The sequence below is a fragment of the Streptomyces sp. NPDC029216 genome (assembly GCF_040648015.1).
Classification (GTDB): Bacteria; Actinomycetota; Actinomycetes; order Streptomycetales; family Streptomycetaceae; genus Streptomyces.
In genome coordinates this window covers 102,038-108,394 of the sequence record NZ_JBEZWL010000011.1, presented here as the reverse complement: position 1 = coordinate 108,394, position 6,357 = coordinate 102,038, and the positions used below count along the sequence as shown (strand labels likewise).

General features: G+C 74.5%; 6 protein-coding genes. 1 reads left to right on the top strand and 5 read right to left on the bottom strand.

Annotated elements, in window-relative coordinates; all coding sequences use genetic code 11:
• Nucleotides 1-651: SGNH/GDSL hydrolase family protein (locus AB0F18_RS07235; protein WP_362055874.1), on the bottom strand; the 651-nt coding region annotated here is incomplete at its 3' end.
• Nucleotides 638-1,207, bottom strand: a complete 570-nt coding sequence (locus AB0F18_RS07230) for a PadR family transcriptional regulator (RefSeq protein WP_362055872.1) — start codon at nt 1,205-1,207, stop codon at nt 638-640. The genes AB0F18_RS07230 and AB0F18_RS07235, both read right to left, overlap by 14 nt.
• A 100-nt stretch (nt 1,208-1,307) precedes the next feature.
• On the opposite strand from AB0F18_RS07230, the gene AB0F18_RS07225 reads away from it, so the two are divergent.
• Entirely contained in the window at nt 1,308-1,727 is a 420-nt protein-coding gene (locus tag AB0F18_RS07225; protein WP_362055870.1) for a nuclear transport factor 2 family protein, read from the top strand.
• Nucleotides 1,728-1,791: 64 nt separating this feature from the next.
• On the opposite strand, the gene AB0F18_RS07220 is transcribed toward AB0F18_RS07225, so the two are convergent.
• The 3 genes from AB0F18_RS07220 to AB0F18_RS07210 form a co-directional block, all read right to left on the bottom strand.
• A complete protein-coding gene (locus AB0F18_RS07220) occupies nt 1,792-2,169 on the bottom strand; it encodes a 6-carboxytetrahydropterin synthase (protein WP_362055868.1) in 378 nt (125 codons plus the stop codon).
• Nucleotides 2,163-4,856, bottom strand: a complete 2,694-nt coding sequence (locus AB0F18_RS07215) for an AAA family ATPase (RefSeq protein WP_362055867.1) — start codon at nt 4,854-4,856, stop codon at nt 2,163-2,165. The genes AB0F18_RS07220 and AB0F18_RS07215 overlap by 7 nt, the downstream gene beginning before the upstream one ends.
• Before the next feature lie 154 nt (nt 4,857-5,010).
• Nucleotides 5,011-6,333, bottom strand: coding sequence for a cation:proton antiporter (locus AB0F18_RS07210; protein ID WP_362055865.1), 1,323 nt, complete (start codon nt 6,331-6,333; stop codon nt 5,011-5,013).
• Nucleotides 6,334-6,357 lie beyond the last annotated feature (24 nt).

The window sequence follows — 6,357 nt, the reverse complement described above, 5'->3', positions numbered from 1 at the left end:
CGCCCGGGCGGCGGTGCGGGGCGGCCGGGGCGGCAGGGGGCGCCGCCAGGCGTCGTCGCAGCCCGGCACGGCGAGGGCCTCGGCCAGGGCCGCGGCGATCCGGGCGTGGCCGAGGGGGCTCGCGTGGAGCCGGTCGGCGCTCCACAGCCGCGGGTCGGTCGCGACGTCCGCCCGGCCGGTCTCGGCGACCACGACCCCGTGGCGTGCGGCGGCCTCGCGGACACGGGCGTTGAGCTCCGCCACGCGGGGGCGCAGCGGCCGGGCCAGGGGGGCGATCCGGCCCACGTCGGGGAAGGTCACGGTGGCCACCCGGGTCCCGGCGGCGGTCAGCGCGGCGAACATCTCCTCCAGCTCCCCGGCCACCTCGGCGGCGTCGAACCGGGGCCGGAGCACGTCGTTGACGCCGGCCACGACGGTGGCCACGTCCGGCCGCAGCTCCAGGGCGGGCCCCAGCTGTCCGGCGCGGACCTGCGCGGCCAGCCGGCCCCGTACGGCGAGGTTGGCGTACAGCAGGCCGGGGTGGGCCGCCGCGAGGTGTTCGGCGAGCCGGTCGGCGAAGCCGCGCAGGCCCGCCGTGTCGTCGCCGTCCCCGAGCCCCTCGGTCTGGCTGTCGCCCAGGGCGACGTAGCGCAGGGGTTCATCCTTCGGCACGGTTGCGCTCCCTTTCCCGTAGTACGGCCGCGGCCCGCAAGCACCAGTCGCGGTGCTCCCGTTCGAAGGCCAGGCCGCGCAGACAGGTCAGGTACCCCCCGACCCGCTCGCCCCGCAGCAGGTACTCCGCCTCGTCCAGGTCTCCGCGCAGGTCGAGCAGGAGCCGGCCGAGCAGTTCGAGCTTGGCCTCGGCCTCTGCCGCCCGCCGCTCCAGCTGTGCGATGACGGGTCCGGTGCCGATGCGGTCGGCGGCCTGGACCTTGACCAGGAGGTCGTCGCGGATGGAGGAGGGCTTCGAGGCGGCCTCGGCGAACCGCTCCAGCTCGGCGCGGCCGGCGTCGGTGACGCGGAAGAGGCGCTTGTTGGGCCGGGTCTCCTGGACCACCTCCCGGCCCGCGACCAGTCCGGCCGCCTCCAGCCGGGCCAGCTCGGCGTACAGCTGCTGGGGCAGGGCGTGCCAGAAGTTGGCGACGCCGATGTCGAAGGCCTTCGCCAGCTGGTAGCCGCTGTACTCGTCGTCGAGCAGTGCCGCCAGGACCGCGTGCCGCAGTGCCATGTCCGTCCGCGCCCCCCTTCCCTTTCCTCGTGCGCCTCGGCATCATACTCAAGAAAGTGACTAGTCACATTCTTGAGTATGAGAGATCTCGGGAGGGGTCATGGAGACTGCCGAACGCTTCCGCGCCGCCGTGGAGAAGGGCGATCTCGCCGCGCTCGACGAGCTGTTCACGGAGGACGTCCGCCTCTACAGCCCGGTGAAGTTCGTCCCGTTCGAGGGCAAGGCGATGGTCATGGGCCTGTTCGGGGTCCTGCTGCGCACCTTCGAGGAGCTGCGCTACCTCGGGCGGCTGGAGGGGGAGGCCGAGACCAGCGCGGACGGGGAGGCCGCCCCGTCGGTGGTCCTGCCCTTCCGGGCGCTCGTCGCGGGCCGCCAGATCCACGGGATCGACCTGCTGCAGTTCGACGGGGAGGGCCGGATCAAGGAGTTCACGGTGATGGTGCGTCCGCAGTCCGCCGTCCAGGCCCTGGGCCAGGCGGTACTCGCCGGCCTGGTCGAAGACGGCCTGGCTCCCGCCTGACCGCCCGCCGGGCGGAGCCCGGCGCCGTCAGCCCGGCCGGGGCACCGGTGCGGCCGGGGGTCCGTCACTCACCCCTGGCCGGCCGGTACTCCGCCCAGGTCTTCGGGGTCTCCGAGACCCTGACCGCCGTCAGCTCGGGGATCCGCTCCGTCCACTGGTCGAAGATCCACACGGCCAGGTTCTCGGCCGACGGTGAGATACCCCCCCCCAACGCCTCGTTGAGGTGCCGGTGGTCGAAGGTCTCGTCCATCCACTGCTTGAAGGCGTCCAGGTCCCGGTAGTCCCGTACGAATCCGGCCTCGGTGAGGTCCTCGCGGCGGCCGGAGAGCTCGATGACCACGGCGTAGTTGTGGCCGTGCATCCGGGCGCACGGGTGCCAGGACGGCAGCCGGTCCAGGACGTGGCTGGCCGAGAAGTGGAACTCCTTGGTGATCGTCAGCACGTTTCCTCCCCGGCGGCCGCGAGGAGGGAGCGGTTGAGCGGCACGCCGGTCAGGAACCGTTCGCGCAGCGCCTCGTCCTCGATCAGCCCGGCCTTGCGCCGGACCTCCCGCCGGGCCCGGTCGAGCAGGTCCCGGGCCTCCTCCCCGGCGCCGTGCGCCGCGAGGGCCTGCGCCGAGTGGTAGAGGACCTCCTCCGTCCGCAGCGCGGGCATGTCCCCCACCTCGTCGAGCATCCTGAGGGCCTCCCGGGCCTGCTCCTCGGCCGCGGCCGGGTCGCCCCTGCGCAGCCGGATCCGGCTGCGCAGGCAGTACGCGGCGATCTCGCTGCGGACCATGCCGCTGCGCCGCGTCTCGACGCAGGTGGCGACGGCGAGCCGTTCCGCCTCGTCGAGGGTCTCCGCGGCGCCGGGGGCCCGCGGGTCCCCGTCCGCGCCGGTGAGGAGCACTTCGGCGCAGAGGTTGCGGACGAGGGGGACGAGGTTGGCCAGCCAGGTCCGCTCGGTCTCCGCCCAGGCGTCCGCGATCAGCCGCCGGCTCTCGTCCCGGGTGTCCGGGCGGTCGGCGAGGACGCGGGCGAGGAGTGCGGCGTTGTAGGCGTGCCAGGCGCTGTCGCCGCCCCGGTCGGCCTCGAACGCGAGGGCCTCGCGCAGCGCCCCCACCGCCCCGCGGTCGTCGCCGAGGCCCAGGCGCACCTGGGCGAGGTAGTTGAGCGCCATGGGGAGCTCCGCGTTGAGCGGCTCGTCGCGCAGCCGTGCCACGCAGCGGCTGAGCCGGGTCAGCGCCTCGGACAGGTGCCCGCTGTCGAAGAGGGTGATGCCGAGCTGCATCTCGCCCAGGTTGCGGGCGTGCTGGAGGACCGGGGTGGCGCCGCCCCCGAGGAGCGGGTCCGAGGCGTACAGCCGCTCCGCCTCACGCAGCTGGGCCAGGCCGTCGGCGAGCCTGCGCTTGGAGACCTGGCGTCCGTACTCGACGCGGGCCACGAACAGGACCGCCGGGTCGCCGTGTTCCTCGGCCAGTTCGACGGCCGCCCGCAGCTTCTCCAGGGACGGTACGAGGCCGCGCGTCGCCAGCAGGGTCTTGCCGCGCAGCAGCGTCGCCCGGATGACGAGGCCGGGGTCGGCGCAGCGGGCGGCGGCGGCCTCCGCCTCGGCGGCCAGGGCGTCGATGTCCGGTCCGCCGGCGGGGGTGCTCTGGCCGCGCCAGCGGACCTCGGTGAGGGAGAGCAGCAGCTCGACGACCCGTACGAGGCGTTCGTCTCGGCCCTCGGTTCCGGCGGGCAGCTCCCGTACGGCCTTGACGACCTCCTCGCAGTGCCGCTCGGCCTCGGCGAAGGACAGCCCCTGGGTGGCGGCGTCGCGGGCGAGCTCGAAGTGCGCGTCGGCCGAGGCGAGGAGGCAGGAGGGGCCGCCGTGCCGGAGGTGGCGGGCGATCTCCAGGCGGCGCTCCAGCGACATGGTCTCCGGCCGGCCCCGGCCGAGCGCCTGCGCGATGCGGGCGTGGCGCGAGCGCATCTGCTCGGCGCTCTGCTCCGTGTAGACCACGCTCCACAGGGCGCGGTGCTCGAAGCGGTAGCAGTCGGCGGCCTCCCAGCGGGCCCACGCCGGGGGTGTTCCGGGGACGAGCAGGCGGTGGTCGCGGGCGATCAGGCGCAGCCGCTCCATGACCAGGTCGTGGGGCAGGCCCGTCGCGGCGGCGACGGTGTGCGAGAGGAACACGTCGCCCTGGGTGGCGGCGGTGGCCAGCAGCAGGCGGTCCTGGTCGGTCAGCGCGCGCAGCCGCTCTTCGACGACGCGGGAGAGGCTGGCCGGGAGGGGGACCTCGGAGCCGTGCTGCGGGGTCCACTCGTCCAGGCAGAGCGAGACGAAGATCGCGTGTCCGCCGGTCAGTTCGGCGAGGCGGCGGGAGAGGCCCGGCGGGGCGGCGGGATGGCGCTGTGCGACGAGCTCGGCGATGGCGTCCGGCGGCAGCCCGCGCATGGTCCGGCGCCGCAGCAGCCCCTCACCGGACCAGCTGTGCAGCAGCGCCTCGACCTTGGACTCCCTGCCGTCGGCGCGGGCGGCGTCGCTCGTGTGGCTGAGGACTACGGCCAGCTGTTCGCGGGCGAGGCCGCGCAGCAGCTGGTCCAGGACCAACTGGCTGCTCTCGTCCATGTGCTGGACGTCGTCTATGACGATGACGGTCGGCGGGCCCTGCCGGACCAGGTCGAGCAGGCCCTCCACGATCCGCAGGGCCGCCGCGTGCCGGAAGGGCAGGAGGCTGTCGAAGGGCATCGAGCCGGAGTCGAGGGAGGCCTCGGTGATCTCCCTGCCCAGGGTGAACACGGCTCCGAGGCCCGGCACGATCGCCGAGAGCACCTCGGGGGCCGACCGGACCACCCCCTGCCCGGTGGCGCCGAGCATCCGCCGGAAGACCCCCCGCCGCCGGGGCTCGGCCTCGCTCAGCTTCAGGAGCAGGTCGAGCACCGGACCGTACATCAGGTCGGGGCCGATACCGGGCCGGCACCGGGTGGAGACGATGCGGCAGGCGGCGGGGGCCTCGGCCTCGAACGCCCGCAGCAGCGCCGACTTGCCCATCCCCGACACGCTGTCGACGGCGATGGCCTGCCCGCCCCGGCCGTCCCCGAGCGCGGCGACGACCGAGCGCAGCTCTTCCATGTGCTCCACGCGGTCGACAAATCCGATCGGCACGCCCATGCCCCCGTCTCACGCCACACCAGCAGGTTCCGCCCACGGTAGATCATGCCGATCCGGCTCACCCCCGACCCGACGCGTTCCGGCCAACGATGGCGCCGGATCGCCGTGCGGCGGCCGTCGCGGTCCGCCGCGCAGGTCCCGGGCTGCCTCAGACCCCGGCGGTCGGAGCGGGGTCCGGGTCGCGGGCCGTGGCGGGCTCCGTTTCCGGCCTCTCCTCGATGCGGGCCATGGCGGCGCGCAGGACGGGCGGTGCCATGAGGGAGGTCACGAGCGCGACGAGGATGACGACGGTGTACGTCTCGGCTCCGAGGATGCCGAGCCGCAGGCCCGTCATCGCCACGATCACCTCGATCACCCCGCGGGAGTTCATGCCGGCGCCGAGCGCGAGGGCCTCCCAGTGGTTCAGCCGGCTCAGCTTCGCGCCGACGTAGGCGCCCGCGAACTTGCCGAGGACGGCCACGGCCAGCACCGCGCACGCCGTGCCCAGGACCTCGGGCCTGGCCAGCGCGGTCAGGTCCATGCGCAGGCCGGCCGTGGCGAAGTAGACCGGTGCGAGGAAGGCGAGCACCGTGGTGCGCAGCGGGGCCAGTTTCTGCGGGTCCAGCTCGCCGCTGGTGCTGATCAGCAGCCCGCACACGAAGGCGCCGAAGACCGGCTCCAGCCCCAGCGCGTGCGTCCCCGCCGAGCCGAGCAGCACCGCCAGTGCCGCGACGGCGACGGTCGGCCCCGGCTCCGGCGACCGGCCGGCCGCGCGCAGGGCGAGCCGGATGGCCGGCCGGCCCACCAGCAGGGCGGCCACCACGACGGCCACGGGGTAGAGCAGGGAGGTGGCGAGCTTGCCGGCGGTCAGACCGGCCGTGGCCATCGCCGAGACGACGGAGAGCAGGAACCAGCCGATGACGTCGTCGATCACACCGGACGCGAAGGTCAGCTGGCCGACCTCGCGGTGCAGGAGGTTCATGTCCAGCAGGGTCTTGGCGATCACGGGGAGGGCGCTGACGCACAGGGCCACTCCGAGGAACAGGGCGAACACCGTCGGGTCGGCGCCGCCCGGCAGGAGCGAGGCGGGCAGCAGGTAGCCGGTGGCGATGCCGAGCCCCAGGGGCAGGACCAGACCGGCGAGGCTCACCCGGGCCGCGGTGGCCCGGCGCCGTCTGACGAGGTCGACCCTCAGCTCCATGCCGGTGACGCCGACGAGCAGCAGGACGCCCAGCTGGCCGACCGCGTCGAGGAGGTGCATCTGCTCGGGCTGCCTGGGCAGCAGCCACGCGGCGAAGCCGGGCAGCAGGTGGCCGAGGACCGAGGGGCCGACGAGTACGCCCGCGAGGAGCTCGCCGACGATCGCGGGCATCTTGAACCGCGCGGCCAGCTGCCCGAGGGAGAGGGCCAGCAGGAGCAGGACCGCCAGCTGGAGGAGGAGCACCAGCAGCGCGTCATGGGCGAGGGCGGGAACGGGAGCGGCGGGCGTCACCTTCGGAAGGGTAGGGCGGCGCCG